We start from the raw sequence: 19,977 nt of genomic DNA, 5'->3' as shown, positions 1-19,977 counted from the left end.
CTCACCAGACCCCACCGCGCTCACACCATTCTCTCGTCCGATCCGCACCGAGACGGGAGTCAGAAATGCTGGAGCAACTCGCACTGTTCGCACCTGTGGTCGGCGGTGTGCTGAACCTGGCCGCCGCGGGCATCCGCTTCGCCGCCGCCGCGTTCGCCCACCGGCACAAGGAGAGGGGGTCGGGGTGATCGATCCGCGGTGGGTGTTCGTCAGTGCTGTGCTCGGCATGGCCGGCAGTGTCCGGTACGCCGTCGCCGTGGTGCGCGGCACCGTGCGGCCGAACCTCGTGACCTGGTCACTGTGGGCCGCGGTGCCGCTGATCGCGTTCTCCGCGCAACTCGACTCCGGTGTGGGGCTGCCCGCGGTGCAGACGCTGGTGGCCGGGGCCGGGCCGCTCGTGGTCGTGGTGACCGCGGTGTGCACCCGGCGGAACCTGGCGCGGCTCGGCGTCTTCGACCTCGCCTGCGCGGTCGTCGCCGGCGCCGCGCTCGGGGCGTGGCTGGGGCTCGGCGAGGCGGCGCTCGCCGTGGTGTTCTCGGTGGCGGCCGACGCAGCGGCGGCGCTGCCGACCGTCGTGAAGGCGTGGCGCGACCCCGCCTCGGAGAACCTCCTCTTCTACGTCCTCGTCGGCACCGGCGCCGCGGTGACGCTGCTGACGATCTCCTCGTCATCCCCGGCGGCCTGGGCGTTCGCGGCGTACGTCCTCACGCTGAGCGCCTCGCTGGTGGCCGTCGTGTCCGTACGACGGCGGGTGCTGCAGTACGCGTAGGGCGGGCGGCGGGGCCGCCGCCCGCCCTGCGCACGGACCGCGTCAGCCCTTGTCGAGCAGCGACTTCATCGCGTCGATCTCGGCTTCCTGGGCGCTGATGATCTCCCCGGCCATCTTCTTCGCAGGCGCGTACGAGCCCTCGGCCTGCTCCGTCTCGGCCATGGCGACGGCGCCCTCGTGGTGCTCGATCATCATCTCCATGAAGGCGGTGTCGAACGCGGCGCCCTTCGCCTCCCGGAGCTTCTCCATGTCCTCCGCGGACATCATGCCGCCGGCGGAGCCGTGCATGGAGTGGTCCATCTCCCCTTCGGCCGGCACCTCCTCGCCCCAGGAGTCGAGCCAGCCGGAGAGCGTCTCGATCTCCGGGTCCTGGGCCTTCTTGATGTCCGCGGCGAGCTTCTTCACCTCGGCGGACGCGGCCCGGCCGGGCGCGAGGTCCGCCATCTCCACGGCCTGGCGGTGGTGGGGGATCATGCCCTTCGCGAAGGTGACGTCGGCGGTGTTGTGGTCCTCCCGGGAGGCGGCGGGGCCCGACGCCGGGGCGCCGTCCTTGCCGTGGTCTCCCGAGCCGTCGTCGCTGCCGCCGCAGGCGGCGAGGAGGAGGGCCACCGCGCCGGCGGCCGCCGCCGCGGCGCCGCGGCGGAACAGGGAACGTGTACGGATCATGACTGTGCAACTCCTTCGCGCACGCCGGGTGCCGGCGCGCGGAACGTACGGATGTGAAGGCATGCGGCAGCGCGGCACCCGGCCCCGAACAGGGCGTGGGCGTACGAGGTCGTACGGGGGTGCCGGGCGGGCCGCGCCTATATCCGCAGGAGTTGCAGCTCGGCGAGGTCGGGCGGCGCCCGGTCCGGCGCCGTCGCCGCGGGCCGGGCCTTCGGTACGCGGGCGGCGTCCGGGACGCCGGGCAGCGCGTCGGCGGCGGGGGCGGGCGGCGCGTAGGCGGAGGCCGTGCCGGCGGCGGCGCACGTGCGGTCGGCGTGGGCGAGGTGCCCGGAGCCGCCCTCGGTGTGGGAGCAGGCGTCCCCGGCGGGCTTGGCGACGGGGGTGGGCTCGGCGGGTGTGTGCCCGGTCACCGGCGCCTGTGCCGGGGGCGCGTGGTCCGTCCCGGGCGGCTGCGGCGTCGCCGGTGCTCGAAACCCGGGCTCCGCCTGTGCCTGCGCCGCACCGCCGTGGTCCATCTGCATCGCCGGCCGCGGCTTCGCGGCGGACGTGCCGCCCGGCCCCAGCGCGTGCATGCCCAGCACGCCCGCCAGCACCGCGAGCACCAGCAGCACGAACAGCCGCCCCGAGGGGCGGTCGCTCGGTCGGATGCCGACGCTCCCGGTCATGCCGCCAGCGTACGCACCCCCACCGACATCCCCCCACCACCCCTCACGCCACGCGCTTGAGGCCCCGCACCGCCGGTATCGCCAGCAGCAGCAGGCACGTGAGAACGGCCATCGTCGCCGACACGAACAGCAGCGGCACCGTGCCCACCACCCCGGCCATCGGCCCGGCCGCCGCCTGGCCGACCGGCTTCATCACCAGCGAGCCCGCCGCGTCGTACGCGTGCACCCGGCCGAGGACGTCCTGCGGCACGTGCGTCTGCACGCTGGTATGGAACATGACAATCCAGAAGGCGGCGCCGATACCGCTCACCCCGTAGCAAAGGGCGACGAGCGGCGTGGAGAGCCCGAGGGCGACGCCCAGCGGCATCAGCGCCCACACCGTCATCGACAACGCGCCGGCGCGCAGCGGGTGCCGCGGGCGCAGTCTGATCGCGACGAGCCCGCCCACCACACTGCCCGCCCCGAGCGACGACATGACCAGGCCGAACGTCGAGGCGCCGTAGTCGGTGACGAGCGTGCTGTTGCCGAGGGTCGTGGTGGGTCCCGCGCCCGCGAGCTGCCAGAGCATGAAGACGACGATGACGCTCCACAGCCAGGTGCGGGCCGTGAACTCCCGCCAGCCCTCGACCAGGTCGGCCCGGAACGACGGCGCGCCGTCGCGTGCCGCGCCGGGGCCCATGGGGACGGTGCGGAGTGCGAGGAGGCAGGCGCCGCTGACCGCGTACGTCACGGCGTCGAGGGCGACGACGACGGCGGGTGAGGAGACGGCCAGCAGCAGCCCGGCGAACGACGGGCCGAGCACGAGGGTGACGGACTCGGCGATGCGCAGGGTGGCGTTGGCCTTCTGCACGTCCTTCGCGACGCGCGGCGTGATGCTGGCGACGCCGGGCTGGAACAGGGCGCTGCCCGCACCGACGAGGGCCAGCAGCACGAGGATCTGCCACAGCCGGGGCGTACCCATCAGGAACAGCAGCGCCAGCGCCATCTGGGAGACCAGGCGGGAGGCGTCCGAGACGACCATGAGCCGGCGGGCGCCGAAGCGGTCGGACAGCACGCCGCCGAAGATGATCAGCGCCGCGAACGGGCCGACGAGCGCGGCCAGTGCGTACCCCACGCCGCTCGCGCCGTACCCGGCACCGAGCACGGCGGCGGTGATGGCGACGGGGAGCATGGCGTCGCCGAGGAGGGAGGTGGTGCGGGCGGTGAAGAAGAACCGGAAATCCGTCGTCCACAGCGGGGCAGGGGGAACCGCCTCCCCGGCCCGCAGCTCACCGGCCATCTCCGAACCAGCCACCGCACACCGCCCCAGGCACGCCGCCGACCCCGACCGGGTCCCCACTCTTGCGCCGGGGCGGGCCGGGGGTCAACGGAATATCCACGGCGGCAGCTTCAGCCGTGCCGGGGAGCGCCTCGGTGCGCATGAATGGGCGAAAGTCGGTCCGTGAGGTCGTTTTGCCCTGCTTCTCAGGGGCGTTGAGCCGAGTTTCTACCGGTTTCCTTCAGCCGTTACAGCAGATGGTCCGCCTTGCCGGCCTTGATGTCACGGATGAGCGTGCGGAGGGCTTCCATGGAGTCGGTGATGTGACGCTCCTCGCTGCCTGCCACGGCGATGTGCGCGTTGCCTTCCGCGTCCGTGCCTATGCGGAAACAGTTCCCCGAGTCCTGGCAGAAGGGCGGTTCCCACGTGATGTCCGGCATAACGGCTCCCTAAAGCTGGTGAGCGAGGGCGTGAATCAAGTCGCTGGTCTCGGTGGGCGACAGCGCCATGTGCTGCATCCGGTCCAGATGGAGCCGGAACTTGCGGAGTTGCCCCTCCAAGTGGAGGAACTCGGCCGCGTTGGTGCGGTCCAACTGCGCCGTATCGAGGCTCCGCACGTCACCTTCGGCGTACAGGATGGCCTGGCCCGAGCCCGGGATTGCGCCCGCTGAGAACGGTATGGCCTGAACGGTGATGTTGTCGTGCTCGGCCATCGCCAGCACGTGCTGGAGCTGCTCACGCAGAACCTTGCGGCCACCCACTTCGGTCCGCAGCGCGGCTTCGTGGACGAGAGTGGTATAGGCCGGACCGTCCGGGCGGGTGACGGCTTCATGCCTGCGGACACGGTGGGCGACGCGGGCCTCGAACTCCTCCGGAGGCAGTTGCGGAATGGACGCGTCGAAGAGGGCGCGGGCGAACGCCTCCGTCTGGAACGGGCCCGGGATGTGCGTCATCGTGGCCATGCGCAGCGCCGTGGCGAACCACTCCAGTTCGGCGATGTCCAGGAACGTCGGGGGCAGGACGCCACGGAAGTCCTCCCACCAACCCTTGGTGCGATCCGCAGCCATGCGCACCAAGGCGTCGACCAACTCCTGGTCCGCGCACTCGTAGTTGTATGCCAGCCGGCGTACGCGCTCCGGGCTGATGCCGTGTCGTCCGGCCTCGGTGCTGGTGATGACGGTGCGGTTGGTCGCGAGCACGGCGGCGGCTTGCTCGGTGGACAGCCCGGCCGCTTCGCGCAGCTTGCGCAGCTCGGCACCCAGGCGTTTCTGACGCGCGGTGGGATTACTCCTTGGCGGCATCTGATTCCTCTCCGTGTGCGCGAGCCAGTCTGCCTCGCGTACCGGGCATCGACCAAGCCGCCCCCCGCAGCTGGTGGCACATGTGACACCAATGCCCTACGGTGGGTGATGCGCAAGGTACTCACAGCAACGCCGGAAGCGCACCGCGCGAGCATGCCCGCTCTCCCTGGGGCGGGCGTGCTCGCGCCCAGGGAGGCATGCCACCGGCACGTCAACGACCGATCCCGGCCCAGGAGTCCGCCATGCCCCCACACCGCCCCAGCCCCACTCCGCCCACTCCGCCCACTCCGCCCATTCCGCCCCTCCCCGTCCGCTGGACCTTCCCCGCCCACCCCCTCTGGGTCCAACGGGCCCGACACGCCGTCCTCGACGCCCTGCCCCGCGCCCACCACCCCCGCCTCGGCGACGAACTCCAGCTCCTCGCCTCCGAACTCGTCACCAACGCCGTACGCCACGGCACCCACCCCACCGGCGACCATCGCGTCGAACTCCTCCTCTGGCCCGCCGACGGCCACTACTGGCTCGCCGTCTCCGACCCCGGTCCCGGCCGCCCCGCCCTCACGACCGCACCCGACAGCGCGGCCTGCGGCGGCCGTGGCCTCCTCCTCGTCGACGCTCTCGCCGCCGCCTGGGGCGTCGTCCCCCGCCGGGGACGCGGCAAAGCCGTCGTCGCCGGGGTGCCGCTCCCCGCACGGTGACCACGCCCGGCCCGGGGCCGTCGGCCCCGGGCACGGCCCGGCCCCGGCGGCATGGGGGCACCGCCGGGGCCTGAGGGGTCGGGGAGAGGGTCAGCCGAGGGCGCGGACGGCCTGGTAGTAGACCCAGGCGGTGCTGTTGCAGGAGGTCTTGGTGGCGCCCGAGTAGCGGTTGCACACGCGCTTGAGGTCCTCGTAGAAGGCGCTGTCGAGACGGGACTTGTTGGCGTCGAAGGTGCCCATCTCCTTGTAGTTGCGGTAGCCGAAGTCGTGGCGCTGGCAGGACTTCTGGAACGGGAAGCCGAAGGGGTTGTCCGGGGAGCTGCTGCAGTAGTCGGTCGACCAGTTGAACGCGTACGCGGACCAGGCGCCGCGGTTGGCCTCGGCGGCCGCCCAGGCGTTGTAGCTCGTCGCGCTGGTCTGCGTGAAGCTCGCGAGCACCTGGGGCTTGTCGGCGGGGGCGGCCTCGGCGGGGGCGATCGTTGCCAGGAGGGCCGCCGCGGTGGCGCCGGCGGCGACAAGGCCCTTCGTTGCGGTGGGGCGCATGGGGACTCCTCGGGTAGGTGCGCCGGGTCGCGGCGCACGGCCTGGGGGTGCGCCAACTGCCGCCGGAGTGCCGGCAGTCGGCCGTGCCGGCGCTCAGACTATGCGCGTAGAATGGCCGTGGGAAGTCATGCTCCTGACAGAATCATGAAGTCGGTGTACGTCCTCCGGCCCGCGCAACCGCCCCGCAACCGCCGTGCATTACAAGGGATAACGGTCAAGACCCCACCGACGAACGGACGGACGGACGATGAAGCGACGCAGTCTGATCGGCGGAGCCCTCGCGGGCGCGGTCGCCGCGCCCGCCGCCGTGACCCTCGGCGCGTCGACGGCGCGCGCCGCGGCGGCCGACTACCCCATCGCGCTGACCGACCAGGCCACCAACAGCTTCCAGGTCTTCGACCGCAACGGCGACTGGTCGGGGACGTCGGACTGGAGCTTCACCCCGGGCACCACGAACGGCTGGGACGATCCCTTCGAGATCCGCTTCCGCGCGACCACCCGCTACGGCACCATCGCGCTGATGACCGCCGGCCAGCCCGGCAACGGCCGCGCCGGCATCGTGGCGGTCACCGGCAACGGCAACCGGCTCGACCGCGGCGACCTCATCTGGGAGACGTCCGTGGCCAGTTACCCGCACTGCATCGAGCGCATCCCGAACCTCGCCGCCGTCGTCGTCGCCGGCACCCGCGACCGCATCCACGTCTACGGCGGCGCCAACAGCGACCACTCCACGCTCCGCGAGGTGCAGACCATCACCGACATGCCCAAGCCGCACGCCGTGCTCTGGGACGACGTGAACGACCTGCTCTGGGTCACCGGCGGCAAGGTCATCCGCACCTACCGGGTGACGGGCGCCAACTCGACGGCCAGGCTGGTGAAGTCAGGCACCGACATCTCCTTCGCCGGCAACGGCCACGACATCCAGCCCGACTACACCGACCCCGGCAAGCTGTGGGTCACCGACAGCGGCCGGGTGTACTCGCTGGACAAGGCCACGCGGAAGGTGACGGTCATCTCCGAGGAGAACTACGTCAAGTCCTACGTCCGCTACACCGACGGCGAGGCGATGTGGACCCTCGACCCGACGCCCGCGGACCCGCCGTGGGGCGGGCCGACCGTCTACTTCTCGGGCGGCCAGTCCAAGACCCGCCCCGGCGCGCAGATCTACAAGGCCCGCATCGTCACGACCCGCTTCCACTGACCCCTTCGGTCCCGGCGTCCCCTTCGGCCCCGGCGGCGCCCGCGTCCCGGCGGCGGAGGTACAGCGCCGCGCCCAGGGCGCCCGCCGCGAGGGCCGTGATCGCCCACTCCGGTGCCGAGCCCACCCGCGTGGCCAGCGTCTCGTCCGTGCGCAGCGGCACCTCCGCCGTCAGCACCTCGCGGCGCCACGGGCCCGTCTCGTCGACCGTCTCGCCGTCCGGCGTGACGATCGCGCTGATGCCCGTCGTGGAGGCGACCAGCGTCGAGCGGTTGTGCTCGACCGCCCGCAGCCGGGACATCGCGAGCTGCTGCTCGGGCTCGCCGAGGTTGTTGTCGCGCATGTACGTGGCGTTGTTCGTCGGTACGGCCAGCAGGTTGGCCCCGGTACGCACCTGGTCGCGGACCTGGCCGTCGTACGCGACCTCGTAGCAGATCGACTCCGCCAGGTGCACGTCCCCGGCGTCCAGGCGCACCGCCTCGTCGCCGGCCTCGAAGTCGCGCGGGATGAGCTGGAGGTCGCCGAAGCCGCCGAGCAGGGAGCGCATCGGGATGTACTCGCCGAAGGGCACGAGCTGCCGCTTCGCGTAGTAGTCGCCGGGGCCGCTGCCGGGCAGCCAGAGGAGGCCCGCGTTGCGGATGCGGTCGCCGGGGGCGTCGAGGATGGCGCCGACGACGACGGGGGCGCCGAGGTCGTCCACGACGCGGGAGATCTCGGCGCTGAGGTACGGATCGTTGCGCGGGTCGCGGTCGGTGGCGTTCTCCGGCCACAGCACCAGGTCGGGCCGCTCCACCCGGCCGGCGTCGATGTCCTCGACCAGCTCCTCGGTGGCGGCGATGTGGTTCTCGGCGACCATCTCGACCCGGGCCTGCTCCTCCAGGCTGCGGGCCCGCGGCACGTTGCCCTGCACCACCGCCACGGTCGCCCGCTCGTCGTCCGCCTCCCCCGCGCTCGGCAGCAGCAGCGTCCCGCAGGCCCCCAGCGCGACCGCCGCGGCCAGCGCGACCGCCGGCACCGTCCGCCGCGCGGCCCGCGCGGTGGCCAGCGCCGCGAGCGCACCGGCGGCGACCGCGACGACGGCGCTGACCAGCGGGGCGCCGCCGACCGACGCCCAGCCGAGCGTCGGGGCGTCCGCCTGGCTGAAGGCCAGCCGGCCCCAGGGGAAGCCGCCCAGCGGCACCCGCGAGCGCAGCGCCTCGACCGCCACCCACCAGGCCGCCGCCCACAGCCACCACGCCGGCAGCCGCACCAGCGGCGGCACCGCCAGGCACAGGCCGCCGAGCATCAGCGCCTGGATGACGCTGAGCAGCAGCCACGGCAGGATGCCGAGATTGGACAGCCACCACAGCAGGGGGACGAAGAACGCGACGCCGAAGGCCGTGCCCAGCCAGAACGCGTCCCGCTTGCGGCGGGCGCCGCGCAGCAGCACGAAGAGCGCCGCCGGCGCGACGGCGGCCAGCGGCCACAGCCCGTACGGCGGGAAGGCCAGCGCGAGCAGCACGCCGGCCACCGCGGCCAGCGCCGGGCGGAACCACGCCCGGCGGCTCGCGGACTCCAGCCAGGGCGCCCGCGACCGCACGGCGGCGGCCCACGGCGCGGCGGCCGGCGGCCCCTCCCCGCCGCGGGCGGGGGCGGCTGTCGTACGCGGTGGTGCGGCGGTCACTGACCCTCCAGGGTGTGCTCGTCTTCGGGCGCCGCGGGGTGCCTGCGCGCCCGCGTGTGGGTCCGGCATCCGCACGCCGCCCACCCGTATTCTCGCCCCGCCACCCCCGTCGCGCGCCAGTGATGTTCGACTCCGTACGTTCACGGCCCCGCCGGCAGGTCCGGCAGGGGTGCAGCACGACGGTGCCGCCGCCGTGGGGCGCGGGCGACGGGAGGGTCCGGTCGGCGGCCGGGACCAGGAGGTGGAAGCCGCTCAGCGGGCCGGTCCCGGCGGCGGGTCGGCAGGCCGCGGGGGAGCGCGGGCGGCCGGCCGGCAGGCGGTGGGGAGGAGGCCAGGGGCGGCGGCGCGCACAGTTCTCTCGTGCACCGGCTGCCGAGGCGGGGTGAGGTTAGGTTAGCCTAAGCTCTCGTGAGAGCCGGAGAGAGCACGCTCAGCGCCGCGGGAGCCCGCGGGCACGCCCTGTCCGCCGCCGACGTCACCGTGGCGTACGACGGCGTCGACGTCGTCCACGACGCCTCGCTGCGGCTGCGGCCCGGGGAGGTGACCGTCCTCGTCGGGCCCAACGGCAGCGGGAAGTCCACGCTGCTGCGCACGCTCGCGCGGCTGCAGCGGGCCCGCAGGGCGCAACTCGTCATCGACGAGGACACCGACGGGTTCGCACTGTCCACCCGGCACTTCGCCCGGCACGTCGCGCTGCTCACGCAGGGGCGGCCGACGCCCAGCGGGCTGACCGTCCGCGACGTCGTGGAGTTCGGGCGCTACCCGTACCGCGGCCGGTGGGGCGCCTCCGACCCCGGCGGGCGCACGGCCGTCGACCGGGCGCTGGCGATGACCGGCGTCACCGAACTCGCCGAGCGCGGCGCCGAGCACCTGTCCGGCGGGCAGTTGCAGCGCGTCTGGCTGGCCGGCTGCCTCGCGCAGGACACCGGCGTGCTGCTGCTCGACGAGCCCACCAACCACCTCGATCTGCGCTACCAGGTCGAACTCCTCGACCTGGTACGCGACCTGGCCGACGACCACCGCATCGCGGTGGGCGCCGTCCTGCACGACCTCGACCAGGCGGCGGCCGTGGCCGACCGCATGGTGCTGCTCGACGACGGCCGCATCGTCGCCGACGGCCGCCCCGAGGACGTCCTGCTGCCCGAACTGCTCAGCAAGGCGTACGGGATCCGCATCGACGTCGACGACGACCCCCTGACCGGCCGGCTGCGCACCCGCGCCATCGGCCGGCACCACAAGCGAAGCGAAAGGCTCAGCACTTCCTCATGACACGCCTCCTGCTGACCGCGGCGGTCGCCACCGCCGCGACGCTCACCCTGGCCGCCTGCGGCACCACAGAAGACGCCGCGGACGACGACGACAAGGGCGGCGCCGGCAAGGGCGCCGCGCAGCCGATCACCCTGACCGACTCCACCGGCAAGAAGGTGACGCTGGAGAACGGGCCCGCCACCAAGGTCGTCGGCACCGAGTGGAACGTGGTCGAGAACCTCATATCCCTCGGCGTCGACCCCGTCGGAGTGGCCGACGTCAAGGGCTACAACACCTGGGACTCCGCGGTCCCGCTCAAGGGCGAGCCCAAGGACATCGGCACCCGCGGCGAGCCGAGCATCGACACCATCGCCGCCCTCAACCCCGACCTCGTCATCGCCACCAACGACCTGCCCGCGTCCGCCGTCAAGCAGTTGAGCAGCAAGACCACGGTGCTCACCCTGCGCTCCGCCGACGCCTCCGACCCCGTCGGCCAGATGACCGAGAACCTCGACCTCATCGCCAAGGCCACGGGCACCACCGACCGGGCGGAGGAGCTGAAGAAGGGCTTCGACGCCAAGCTCGCCGAGGGCAAGAAGGCGCTCGACGACGCCGGCCTGGGCGGCGGGAAGGTCGCCTTCGCCGACGGCTACGTCGTCTCCAACCAGGTCTCCATCCGCCCCTTCACCAGCGGCTCGCTGCTGGGCGGCGTCAACGAGCGGCTGGGCCTGGAGAACGCCTGGGACGTCGAGGGCGACAAGGACTACGGCCTCGGCTCCACCGACGTCGAGGGGCTCACGAAGCTCCCCGACGACACGCAGTTCGTCTACATCGGCAACGAGGAGGACGAGGCCAGCACGCCCTTCACCGGCGAGCTGAAGGACGACTCCGTCTGGAAGTCGCTGCCGTTCGTCAAGGCGGGCGACGTCCACCGGCTGGACGACGGCATCTGGATGTTCGGCAGCGTCGAGTCCATGAACCAGTACGTCGACGCCCTCGTCGGCGCGCTGACGAAGTAGTCGATGGCCGTCACCGCCACGACCGCCCCCGAGGCCGCGCCCGCCCCCCCGCCCACCGTGCGGTCCCGGACGGGCGCGGCCGCGGTGGCCGCGGGACTCGCGCTGGTGGTCGCGGTCCTCGCGGTCGTCGACCTCACCCAGGGCACCTCGGACGTCGGCGCCACCGAGGTCTGGAAGGCGCTCACCGGGCAGGCCGACGCGACCGACTCCTCCGTGGTCATCGCCTCCCGGCTGCCCCGGATGGTCGCGGGCCTGGTGGTCGGCGCGGCGCTGGCGATCGCGGGCACCGCGCTCCAGGCGGTCAGCCGCAACGTGCTGGCCTCGCCGGACACGCTCGCCGTCAACGCCGGTTCGTACGCCGCGCTGGGGCTGGCCGCCGCCACCGGGGTCTCGCTGCCGATGCTCGCGTCCTCCGGCGTCGCGTTCGCCGGCGGGCTCGCCGCCGCGGCGGTGGTGCTGGGGCTCTCGGGCCTCGGCTCGGGCACCGTACGGCTGGTGCTCGCGGGCACCGCGCTGACGCTCGGGCTGTTCGCGGTCACCGAGGGGATGCTGCTGCTCTTCCCCGAGGAGACCGAGGGCCTCTACGACTGGCAGCAGGGCAGCATCTCCCAGACCGGCTGGGACGGCGTCCTCACGATGCTGCCGCTTGCCGTCGCCGGGCTCGCCGGGCTGCTGCTGCTCGCGCGGCGCATCGACGCCCTGGCGCTGGGCGACGACGCCGCCCGCGGGCTGGGCGTGCCGGTGCGCGCCACCCGGGTCACGGCGGTGCTGCTCGCGGTGCTGCTGTCCGCGGCGTCGGTGACGCTCGCCGGGCCGATCGGCTTCGTCGGCCTGTGCGCGCCGGCGCTGGTACGGGGGTTCGCCCGCCGGTTCCGTACGTACGGGAAGTCGCGGGCCGGCATTCCGCTGGCGGCCCTGCTGGGCATGGGACTGGTGCTCGGCGCGGACGTGCTGCTGCGGGCCCTGGTGCCCGCCGACACGGCGGTCTCCGTGCCCACGGGCGTGGTCACCAGCCTCGTCGGCGCGGTGTTCCTCGTGGTGATGGCCACCCGGCTGCGCGACAGCGCGGGCGCGGCCGACACCGACAAGCTGCGCATCCGCAGCCACCGGACGTTCGTGGTCACCACGGCGGCGCTGGTCGCCGCGCTGGTCGCCGCCACGCTGGTCGCGCTGCTCGTCGGCGACACCAAGCTGCTCCTCGGCGACGTGTTCAACTGGCTCCAGGGCCGGGCAGGGCCGACCACCGAGGTCGTCCTCGACACCCGCGTCCCGCGGGTGCTCGCGGCGCTGGCGGCCGGTGCCGCGCTCGCGCTGTCCGGCACGATCGTGCAGGCCGTGACCCGCAACCCGCTGGCCGAACCGGGCGTGCTCGGCGTCTCCAACGGCGCGGCGCTCGGCGCGGTGCTGCTGGTGACGACGGTGGACGTGCCCAGCTCGTGGGGCCTGTCGGCGGCGGCGCTGGGCGGCGCGGCGCTCACCTCGGTCGGGGTCTTCGGGCTCGCCGCGCGCGGCGGGTTCCAGCAGAACCGGCTGGTGCTCGTCGGCATGGGCTTCGCCACCGCGTCGACGGCGCTGATCAGCCTGCTGATCGTGCTGACCGACCCGTTCAACGCGACGATGGCGCTGACCTGGCTGTCCGGCTCCACGTACGGGCGGACGCTGTCGGACGTCGTCCCGCTGGCGATCGTCCTGGTCGCGGGGCTGGCGATCGCGGCGGCGCGGCGCCGGGAGCTGGACCTCGTCTCGCTGGACGAGGACACGCCGCGGCTGCTGGGCCTGGACCTGGGCCGCAGCCGGTTGTGGCTGCTGATCCTCAGCGTCGTGCTGGCCGGTACGGCGGTGTCGGCGGCGGGCACGATCGGGTTCGTCGGCCTGGTGGCGCCGCACGCGGCGCGGGCGCTGGTGGGCCGGCAGCACACGCGGGTGCTGCCGGTGGCGGTGCTGCTCGGCGCGGTGCTGGTGTGCACGGCGGACGTCACCGGCCGCTCGGTGATCGCACCGGCGCAGCTCGGCGCGGGCCTGATGACGGCGGTCATCGGCACGCCGTACTTCATGTACCTGCTGGTACGCAGCCGGGCGGGCCGGTAGCGCACGGGGCCCCTCCCCGGCGGCCGGGGAGGGGCCCTGCTCCGCGCCGGCCGGGGTCAGCTCCCCGCGGGCGGGCCGGCGTCGGGGTTCTCGGCCAGTTCCTTGATACGCAGGAGGCGGGTCTCCCAGACCCGGCCGATCCGGTCCAGCTCCCGGGCAAGCGCGTTGAGGCGGGCGCCCACGGCCACGTACACGACCTCCCGGCCGCGCTGCTCGGACTCCACCAGCCCGACCTCGCGCAGCACGTCGAGGTGCTTGCCGATGGCCTGGCGGCTGACCGGCATGACCTTGGCCAGCGCGGACGCCGACATCGGGCCCTCGCCGAGGCGGGTGAGTATCTTCCAGCGCGTCGGTTCGCCGAGCGCGGCACACACGACGGCGGGGGCGGCGTCCGCGGTCACGACCGCGGCGCCGCGGCGGCGGTCTGCTCGGCGAACGTCTTGGCGGCCGCCAGCTCCTCCACCCAGCCCTTGTCGTTGATCTCGCGCTCCCTCACCCACGCCGACTGCTCGTCGAAGAGGCGGGAGAAGCCGCTCTCCACGACGCGCAGCGTCACGCCGCCGGGGCGCTCGTCGATCCAGAACTCCACCAGGGTCGAGCCCTTGGCTCCCTCCTGGTTCCGGCCGGTGAGCCACCGGAACGCGGCGTAGCGGGGCTCGTCCAGCTCCACGGTGCGGAACCGGAACTCGGCGGACCCGTGCCGGACGACGGCCACATCGTCTTCGTGGCGCAGGTCGGGCTCGGGGTCGACCACCCCGTCGTTGATGTACCAGCCGGGGCGTACGACCAGGTCCCAGACCCGGGCAGCGGGGGCGTCGATGTCGATACGGCGGGTGACCCGGTCCAGCTCCGCCAGCTCTGCGTCGGTGTATGCGGTGTCGTTCACGGTTCCTCCTCGTGCGTCTATCTGCAACCACAGCATTGCACATTAATCGCGAACTGCAATCATAGGGTTGCAGTGATGCGGGTCACCTCCGGCGGCGATGAATTCACCCCGGCCGAACCGTCTGCACGGACATGGACACACACACGCTGACCACCCCCGACGTCGACCTCGTCTACGACGTGCGCGGCCCCCTGCCCACCGCCGACGGCCGCCCCCCGCTGCTGCTCATCGGCCAGCCCATGGACGCGAGCGGCTTCCGCGCACTGGCCGCGCAGTTCGAGGACCGGACGGTCGTCACGTACGACCCGCGGGGCCTCGGCCGCAGCACCCGCAAGGACGGCCGGCTCGACAACTCGCCGCAGACGCAGGCCGAGGACGTGCACGCCGTCATCGCCGCGCTGGGCGCGGGCCCGGTGGAGCTGTTCGGCAGCAGCGGCGGCGCGGTGACGGCGCTGGCCCTGGTGACGGCGTACCCCGACGACGTGACCACGCTCGTCGCGCACGAGCCGCCGATCATCCCGGCGCTCCCGGACGCCGAGGCCGCGGAGCGGGCGCGGCAGGGCGTCACGGACGCGTACAACGCCAAGGGGTGGGGCACGGGCATGGCGGCGTTCATGGGGCTGGGCGCGTGGCAGGGCGAGTTCACCGACGCGTACTTCGCCCGGCCCGAGCCCGACCCCGCGGCCTTCGGCATGCCCGCCGAGGACGACGGCAACCGCGACGACCCGCTGCTCTCGGACCACTCCTGGGCCGTCAGCAGCTACCGCCCGGACCCGGCCGCGCTCGCCGCGGCGCCGACGCGCGTGGTGATCGCGGTGGGCGAGGAGTCCGGCGACACGTTCACCGCGCGTACGGCACGCGGCACGGCCGCGCTGCTCGGGCAGGAGGCGACGGTCTTCCCCAGCCACCACGGCGGCTTCCTCGACGCCGAGTTCGGCTACGCGGGGCAGCCGGAGGCCTTCGGCGCGATGCTGCGGGAGGTCCTCGACGCGGAGCGGTGAACGGACACCGCGTGCTTTCCGTACGTCACTCGCACCACACCCCCCACCTCCACCACGCAGACCACCGCCACCGCACCGGGACAGCCGCGGCGCGGGCCGGACACGGGGCCGGCCCCCGCCGCGGCGTATGCGCGGGCGCGGGCACCGCGGGCTGACCGCGGGCACCGCGGGACGCGGTACGCCGACGGTCACGCCCCACCGCGCGCCGGCCACGGCACACGTGCACGGCCGTCGTACGTCCGTCGCACCCCCCGGCGCCCGGTCCGTGGCTCCCACGGGCCCCACGCGGCCATCCCGGCCCCGCCCCGGAGGGTCCCCGTGCATACCGGCCCGACCGGCGGGTAACCGCCCGCTCACACCGCGCCGGGCAGCCCGCCCGGCCAACGGAAGGGAGGGCCCATGTCAGCCACGCCCCCGTCCGCCGACGGGGACAAGACCGCCACCGCCCCCGCGGCCGGAGACCCCGCCGCGCAGCCGGCCGGCGCACCGCCCGCGGCGCGGTGGGTGCGCGTCTGCGCGATGCTGCTGGCGTTCGCCCTGATGGTGGCGTTCGCCGCGGTGCTGGCGCGCCTCACGCTGGAGTCGTCCGCCGCCTCCGAGCCCGTGACGCACACGAACCTGAAGCCCGGCGACTCCATCCGCGACTACGTCACCCAGCCCGCGTTCGTCGACACCCTCCGCCAGCTCGGCGGCAACATCCTGCTCGGGGTGCCCTTCGGGCTGCTGCTGCCCGTGCTCGTGCCGCGCGCCCGCGGGCTGCTGCGGGTCGGGCTGTTCACCGCCGTGGTGATGACGTCGGTCGAGGTGGTCCAGGGCACGTTCATCACCGGCCGCGCGTTCGACGTCGATGACGTCATCCTCAACACCACCGGGGCCCTCCTCGGCTATCTGTTCCTCGGCCGCCGCCTCGGCCGCGCCGTCCACCCCCCGCGCCGCCGCTGGTGGCAGCGGCTCCTCGGCAGGCCGCGCCCGGCCGGTTGAAGAGCCGGCGGCGGCCCGCACACGGTAGACAGGGACAGAGCACGGCGGAGTGCCGGGCGGGCGCGGAGCGAACGAAGAGCGGAGTCTGGGCCGATGAAGCGTGGGGTGCACGCGCGGAGCGGGCGGACGGGCTGGGCGCGTTACCGGGGCGCCCTGCGCCGTACCCCCGTGGCTCTCTGGAACGACGACATCAGCGACTGGGCCGCCGCCCTCACGTACTACGCCATACTCACCGTCCTGCCCACGCTCTTCGTCACCCTCACCGTCATCGGCCTCGCCGACCCCTCCGGCACCGAGGCGCTCATCGCCTACGTCGCCGGGGTCGCCCCCGCCGGCACCGACACCGCGCTCAACGACGCCCTCCACGACGTCGTCCGCGGCCACTCCGCCGCCTGGATCCTGACCACCGTGGGCGCCGCCAGCGCCGTCTGGTCCGCGTGCAGCTTCCTGTCCGTCTTCCGCCGCGCCCTGCACGCGATGTACGGCACGCCCGACAGCCGGCCCGTGCTGCGCCGTGCGCCCGCGATCCTCGCGATGGCGCTGCTGCTGCTCACCCTGCTGGTGTCCGCCGCGCTGACCCTGGTGCTCACCGGCGCCGGGGCGCGGGCGCTGGGGCGGCCGCTCGGCCTGGGCGAGCAGACGGCGGCGCTGTGGGACTTCCTGCGCTGGCCGTTCCTGGTCTTCGTCGCAGGGCTGCTGGTGCTGCTGCTCTTCCGCTCCGGGCCGCCCGAGTCGCGGACGGTCTCGCACGCGGTGCCCGGCGGGCTGCTCGCAGGCCTGCTGTGGCTGCTGGCGTCGGTGGGCTTCGCGATGTACGCGTCGTACGCGGCGGGGACGTACAGCAGGCTGTACGGGTCACTCGCCGGAGTCGTCGTCTTCCTGATCTGGCTCTGGTTCTCGAACCTGGCGCTGCTGGCGGGCGCGCAGTTCAACGCACTGCTGGCCCGCACCGCGGCCGGTGCGGAGACGGCCCGCCCGCCGCGGCGCCCGGCGGTGCCGGCCGTACCGCGGTGAGGCGCCGCCGCGGCCGTACGGGCGGCGGCGGCGCGCGGCCCGCGGGGTCAGCGCCGGGCCAGCCGGCGTTCGCCGGCGGCGCCGGGCTCGTAGTCCAGCTCGTAGTGGCTGTAGACCGCGGGCTCCTCCTCGAACGCCAGCTCGCCGTCAGTGCCGATCGACGGGGCGCCCTTGACCTGGCCCTTGTCGTAGGCGACGGTCACGTACCCGGGGCTGACGGAGGCGCCGTCCAGCGGGACGAACACCAGGCGTTTGCGCCCCGGCACGCCCGCCTTGACGGTGGCGAAGGACGGCACGTCGGTGCGGGTGTCGACGTAGACGGCCTCCATCTCGCCGATCTTGCCGCCGTCCGCGCCGCGGACGGGGTGGCCGCGCCACTCGCGGATGTCGTGTGCCTCGAACATCGGGCCTCCCGGGGGATGCGTCAGTCCTTGGCCGGCCGGTAGACGGTCAGCGCTCCTTCGAGCTTATCCAGCACGAAGGAGGTCGGCGCGGGGACGACCTCCCCGTCGTAGGCCATCCGGGTGTCCCCCGGCAGCCCCGAGACGACGACGCGGCGCAGCCGCCCCGCCGCGTACAGCCGGGTCCTGGCCAGGCCGCCGGCCAGCGCGGTGGCCAGCAGCCGGGCCCGGCCGAAGCGCCCGGCGCGGGCGGCGCGCACGTCCAGCACCCCGTCGGCGAGGTTGTCGCGGCGCACCGGCGCGATGCCCACGTTGTGGTACGCGCCCGAGCCGGCGAACAGCAGCCACAGCTCCCGCCGCCGGCCGTTGATCCTCGCGCTGAGCGGCTCCGCCGTACGGATGACGCGCAGCACCGCCGCGACCGTGCCCAGCGGCCCGCCGAGCCGGGAGCGCTCGCGCCACCGCACCAGCTCGGGGTAGACGCCGAGGCTGAAGGTGTTCAGGAAGTACGTCGCCGGGCCCGCCGGCGTCCGCGGCCGGAGCCGGCCGACGTCGACCGCGACGGCGCTGCCGTGCGCGACCGCCCGGCAGGCGTCGGCCACGCTCTCCACCCCGAGGTCGGTGGCGAAGTGGTTGAACGTGCCGCCCGGCAGCACCGCCAGCGGCACGCCGTGCGCCATGGCCGCCACCGCCGCCGCGGCCACCGTGCCGTCGCCGCCGCACACGCCCAGCGCACCGCCGTGCCGCGCCGCCTCCTGCGCCGCGACGTCCAGCAGCGCGGGCAGCGGGCCGTGCTCGGGCCCGGCGATGGCCACCGAGGCTTCCGGCAGCACGTCCGCGAGCTGCCGTACGGGGTCGAGGAGCTGCGGCTGCACGCCGGAGGACGGGTTGACCACGACGTACAGCCCGGTCCCGTCGGCCAGGGCCGGCGCCTCCGCGGGCGGCGGCGCGGGGTGCTTGCGGTGGGAGCGGGGCGGCACCAGGCGGCGCACGACGAGCGCCGCGCCGAGGCCGAGCGCCGCGCCGGCGAGCACGTCGCTGGGGTAGTGCACGCCGGTGTAGATGCGGGAGAAGGCGACCGACCACGCGACCGGCGCCAGGGCCGCGCCCCACCGCGGCGACTCCATCGCCACCCCGCAGACGAACGCGGCGGCGGAGGCGGAGTGGCCCGAGGGGAAGGACGAGGTGATCGGCTGGCGCGCGAGGTGCCGGATGCCGGGCACGGCGTCGAGTACGGGCCGGGTCCGGCGGAACGCGCCCTTGCCGGCCGTGTTCACCGTCGCGGAGGCCAGCGCCAGCGAGGCCGCGCCGCGCAGTGCGGCGCGGCGGCCGCGCGGCCCGGCGAGCGTGCCCAGCGCCGCGGCCGTACCGAACCAGAGCAGGCCGTGGTCGGCGGCGCGGCTGAGCCGCGGCAGCACCGGCTCGGCGAAGGGCCAGCGGGTCGTGGCGACCCGCTCGAAGAGCACGTGGTCGGCGCGGCGCAGCCGCGCCGCCGCCGACCGGTGGCCACCGCCCTGACGGGCGAACTCCTCGTACGCGCTGCGCCCCGCGGCCCGCAGCGCCCGCCCCGCCCCCCGCACGCTCACGCCTGCTCGGTCAGCCCCTCGCGCAGCCGGCGGAGGATCGAGGTCAGCAGCCGCGACACGTGCATCTGCGAGATGCCCAGCTCGGCGCCGATCTCGCTCTGCGTCATCTCCGCGCCGAACCGCAGGTCCAGCACCTTCCGGTCCCGCTCGGGCAGCGCCTCGACCAGCGGCTTGAGCGACACCAGGTTCTCGACCTTCTCCAGGTCCGGGTCCGGCGCCCCGGTGCGGCGCGCGAGGAAGGACTCGCCCTCCTCGTCGGCGGCGTGGTAGTCGAGCGACGAGGTCTTGTAGGCGTTGGCGGCGACCAGCCCCTCGACGACCTCGTCCTCGCCCAGCCCGGTCTGCTCCGCCAACTCCGCGACGCTCGGGGCGCGGCCGAGGTCCTGCTCCAGCCGCGCGCTCGCCTTCGCCAGCGTCAGCCGCCGCTCCTGCATCCGGCGCGGCACCCGCACCGCCCAGGAGGTGTCGCGGAAGTGGCGCTTGATCTCGCCCACGATCGTCGGCAGCGCAAAGGTGGGGAACTCGGTGCCCTCACCGAGGTCGTAGCGGTTGATCGCCTTGATGAGGCCGACGGTGCCGACCTGCACGACGTCCTCGCGGGACTCGCTGCGCAGCCGGAAGCGGCTGACGGCGTAGCGGACGAGCGCGAGGTTCAGCTCGACGAGGGTGTTGCGGACGTAGGAGTACGCGTACGTGCCCTCCTCCAGCTCCGCCAGCCGCACGAAGAGGGCACGGGACATGGCACGCGCGTCGGCCGTGCTCGCCTCGCGCAGCTCGGGCAGCGGCGGGAGGTCCAGGCCACCGAGCGGGTCGGCGGCAGAACTCGTCTCGGAACCGGTCTCGATCCCGCTGTCGCGAGTCACGGATGTCGTCGTCATGTCGTCCCCCAAGTGGGCTTCGGCTGGACAAACGTTGTGTGCGCTTACCCGCCCGCACGGACGGTATACCTGACCGTTACTTTGCCACTGGAATCATCTCGCCCCGGCAACACT

General features: G+C 74.1%; 22 protein-coding genes. 10 read left to right on the top strand and 12 right to left on the bottom strand.

Going from position 1 to position 19,977, the window contains the following annotated elements; genetic code table 11:
* The first annotated feature begins 65 nt into the window (after positions 1–65).
* Both LG396_RS39080 and LG396_RS01975 read left to right on the top strand, forming a co-directional pair.
* Positions 66–188, top strand: coding sequence for a hypothetical protein (locus LG396_RS39080; protein ID WP_263978555.1), 123 nt, complete (start codon positions 66–68; stop codon positions 186–188).
* The gene (locus LG396_RS01975) at positions 185–769 is read left to right on the top strand and encodes a hypothetical protein (protein WP_225793316.1); all 585 of its coding nucleotides are present in this window, start codon (positions 185–187) and stop codon (positions 767–769) included. Before LG396_RS39080 ends, LG396_RS01975 begins: the two co-directional genes overlap by 4 nt.
* 42 nt (positions 770–811) lie before the next feature.
* On the opposite strand, the gene LG396_RS01970 is transcribed toward LG396_RS01975, so the two are convergent.
* The 5 genes from LG396_RS01970 to LG396_RS01950 all read right to left on the bottom strand — a co-directional run bounded on the left by LG396_RS01970 (position 812) and on the right by LG396_RS01950 (position 4,659).
* A complete protein-coding gene (locus tag LG396_RS01970; RefSeq protein ID WP_225793315.1) occupies positions 812–1,435 on the bottom strand; it encodes a DUF305 domain-containing protein in 624 nt (207 codons plus the stop codon).
* 137 nt (positions 1,436–1,572) lie between these two features.
* The gene (locus tag LG396_RS01965) at positions 1,573–2,100 is read right to left on the bottom strand and encodes a DUF6153 family protein (protein ID WP_225793314.1); all 528 of its coding nucleotides are present in this window, start codon (positions 2,098–2,100) and stop codon (positions 1,573–1,575) included.
* A 43-nt stretch (positions 2,101–2,143) separates the two neighbouring features.
* Positions 2,144–3,394, bottom strand: coding sequence for an MFS transporter (locus LG396_RS01960; protein ID WP_225793313.1), 1,251 nt, complete (start codon positions 3,392–3,394; stop codon positions 2,144–2,146).
* Between the two features lie 212 nt (positions 3,395–3,606).
* Entirely contained in the window at positions 3,607–3,798 is a 192-nt protein-coding gene (locus LG396_RS01955; RefSeq protein ID WP_037753389.1) for a hypothetical protein, read from the bottom strand.
* 9 nt (positions 3,799–3,807) lie between these two features.
* Positions 3,808–4,659 (bottom strand): helix-turn-helix domain-containing protein, encoded by an 852-nt coding sequence (locus LG396_RS01950; protein WP_018836569.1) that lies wholly within the window; start codon positions 4,657–4,659, stop codon positions 3,808–3,810.
* A gap of 242 nt (positions 4,660–4,901) precedes the next feature.
* Between LG396_RS01950 and LG396_RS01945 the strand changes: the two genes are divergently transcribed.
* Positions 4,902–5,357 (top strand): ATP-binding protein, encoded by a 456-nt coding sequence (locus LG396_RS01945; protein ID WP_225793312.1) that lies wholly within the window; start codon positions 4,902–4,904, stop codon positions 5,355–5,357.
* A 90-nt stretch (positions 5,358–5,447) separates the two neighbouring features.
* Here the strand turns inward: LG396_RS01945 and LG396_RS01940 are convergent, their stop codons facing one another.
* Positions 5,448–5,900 (bottom strand): phospholipase, encoded by a 453-nt coding sequence (locus tag LG396_RS01940; protein ID WP_037753383.1) that lies wholly within the window; start codon positions 5,898–5,900, stop codon positions 5,448–5,450.
* Positions 5,901–6,147: 247 nt separating this feature from the next.
* On the opposite strand from LG396_RS01940, the gene LG396_RS01935 reads away from it, so the two are divergent.
* A complete protein-coding gene (locus LG396_RS01935) occupies positions 6,148–7,101 on the top strand; it encodes a hypothetical protein (protein WP_225793311.1) in 954 nt (317 codons plus the stop codon).
* Here LG396_RS01935 and lnt read toward each other — a convergent pair.
* Positions 7,082–8,761: an apolipoprotein N-acyltransferase gene (gene lnt, locus LG396_RS01930; protein WP_225793310.1), complete on the bottom strand. Its 1,680-nt coding sequence runs from the start codon at positions 8,759–8,761 to the stop codon at positions 7,082–7,084. The two genes, LG396_RS01935 and lnt, sit on opposite strands and share 20 nt — an antisense overlap.
* 408 nt (positions 8,762–9,169) lie before the next feature.
* Here lnt and LG396_RS01925 point away from each other — a divergent pair, with 408 nt between their 5' ends.
* Genes LG396_RS01925 through LG396_RS01915 form a run of 3 tightly spaced genes read left to right on the top strand, consistent with a single transcriptional unit; the run spans position 9,170 to position 13,116 of the window.
* Positions 9,170–10,030: an ABC transporter ATP-binding protein gene (locus tag LG396_RS01925; RefSeq protein WP_018836564.1), complete on the top strand. Its 861-nt coding sequence runs from the start codon at positions 9,170–9,172 to the stop codon at positions 10,028–10,030.
* Positions 10,027–11,028 carry an iron-siderophore ABC transporter substrate-binding protein gene (locus tag LG396_RS01920; protein WP_037753376.1) on the top strand — a complete coding sequence of 334 codons (1,002 nt, stop codon included), beginning with the start codon at positions 10,027–10,029 and terminating at the stop codon, positions 11,026–11,028. Before LG396_RS01925 ends, LG396_RS01920 begins: the two co-directional genes overlap by 4 nt.
* A gap of 3 nt (positions 11,029–11,031) precedes the next feature.
* The gene (locus LG396_RS01915; protein WP_225793309.1) at positions 11,032–13,116 is read left to right on the top strand and encodes an iron ABC transporter permease; all 2,085 of its coding nucleotides are present in this window, start codon (positions 11,032–11,034) and stop codon (positions 13,114–13,116) included.
* Positions 13,117–13,172: 56 nt separating this feature from the next.
* On the opposite strand, the gene LG396_RS01910 is transcribed toward LG396_RS01915, so the two are convergent.
* The gene (locus LG396_RS01910) at positions 13,173–13,517 is read right to left on the bottom strand and encodes an ArsR/SmtB family transcription factor (protein WP_225793308.1); all 345 of its coding nucleotides are present in this window, start codon (positions 13,515–13,517) and stop codon (positions 13,173–13,175) included.
* Positions 13,514–14,002, bottom strand: coding sequence for an SRPBCC family protein (locus LG396_RS01905; protein ID WP_225793307.1), 489 nt, complete (start codon positions 14,000–14,002; stop codon positions 13,514–13,516). The genes LG396_RS01910 and LG396_RS01905 overlap by 4 nt, the downstream gene beginning before the upstream one ends.
* A gap of 131 nt (positions 14,003–14,133) precedes the next feature.
* Between LG396_RS01905 and LG396_RS01900 the strand changes: the two genes are divergently transcribed.
* The 3 genes from LG396_RS01900 (at position 14,134) to LG396_RS01890 (ending at position 16,998) form a co-directional block, all read left to right on the top strand.
* On the top strand, positions 14,134–15,003 hold the full coding sequence (locus LG396_RS01900; protein WP_225793306.1) for an alpha/beta fold hydrolase: 870 nt from the start codon (positions 14,134–14,136) through the stop codon (positions 15,001–15,003).
* 399 nt (positions 15,004–15,402) lie between these two features.
* Positions 15,403–15,984 (top strand): VanZ family protein, encoded by a 582-nt coding sequence (locus LG396_RS01895; protein WP_225793305.1) that lies wholly within the window; start codon positions 15,403–15,405, stop codon positions 15,982–15,984.
* 93 nt (positions 15,985–16,077) lie between these two features.
* Positions 16,078–16,998 (top strand): YihY/virulence factor BrkB family protein, encoded by a 921-nt coding sequence (locus tag LG396_RS01890; protein WP_263978552.1) that lies wholly within the window; start codon positions 16,078–16,080, stop codon positions 16,996–16,998.
* 47 nt (positions 16,999–17,045) lie between these two features.
* On the opposite strand, the gene LG396_RS01885 is transcribed toward LG396_RS01890, so the two are convergent.
* The 3 genes from LG396_RS01885 to LG396_RS01875 are packed head-to-tail and all read right to left on the bottom strand — an operon-like array spanning position 17,046 to position 19,863.
* Positions 17,046–17,402: a PRC-barrel domain-containing protein gene (locus LG396_RS01885; RefSeq protein WP_018836557.1), complete on the bottom strand. Its 357-nt coding sequence runs from the start codon at positions 17,400–17,402 to the stop codon at positions 17,046–17,048.
* A gap of 20 nt (positions 17,403–17,422) precedes the next feature.
* Positions 17,423–18,985, bottom strand: coding sequence for a bifunctional phosphatase PAP2/diacylglycerol kinase family protein (locus LG396_RS01880; protein WP_225793303.1), 1,563 nt, complete (start codon positions 18,983–18,985; stop codon positions 17,423–17,425).
* Positions 18,982–19,863, bottom strand: a complete 882-nt coding sequence (locus LG396_RS01875) for a SigB/SigF/SigG family RNA polymerase sigma factor (protein WP_225793302.1) — start codon at positions 19,861–19,863, stop codon at positions 18,982–18,984. Before LG396_RS01875 ends, LG396_RS01880 begins: the two co-directional genes overlap by 4 nt.
* Positions 19,864–19,977: the final 114 nt, after the last annotated feature.

Origin of the sequence: Streptomyces aculeolatus, from assembly GCF_020400605.1 — a bacterium.
In the GTDB taxonomy this organism is placed as follows: domain Bacteria; phylum Actinomycetota; class Actinomycetes; order Streptomycetales; family Streptomycetaceae; genus Streptomyces; species Streptomyces aculeolatus.
The sequence above is the reverse complement of the archived record's forward strand: the minus strand, read 5'-3'. Positions and strand labels throughout refer to the sequence as shown.